At 57.1% G+C, this 352-nt stretch carries 1 rRNA gene; it reads left to right on the forward strand.

Annotated features, from left to right (window positions below):
- Window positions 1-352: ribosomal RNA gene (locus AA75_RS21690) — 23S ribosomal RNA — on the forward strand; the annotation flags it as partial.

Below are 352 nucleotides of genomic sequence, written 5' to 3' on the forward strand. Positions count from 1 at the left end.
CTGAGACCTGATGCCGAGCCGATTGTGGTGAAGTGGATGATCCTATGCTGTCGAGAAAAGCCTCTAGCGAGTTTCATGGCGGCCCGTACCCCAAACCGACTCAGGTGGTCAGGTAGAGAATACCGAGGCGTTCGGGTGAACTATGGTTAAGGAACTCGGCAAAATGCCCCCGTAACTTCGGGAGAAGGGGGGCCATTCCTGGTGACGAGTCTTGCACTCCGAGCTGGGGGTGGCCGCAGAGACCAGCGAGAAGCGACTGTTTACTAAAAACACAGGTCCGTGCGAAGCCGTAAGGCGATGTATACGGACTGACGCCTGCCCGGTGCTGGAACGTTAAGGGGACCGGTTAGTC

Origin of the sequence: Kitasatospora sp. MBT63 (genome assembly GCF_000710465.2) — a bacterium.
Lineage (GTDB): Bacteria > Actinomycetota > Actinomycetes > Streptomycetales > Streptomycetaceae > Kitasatospora.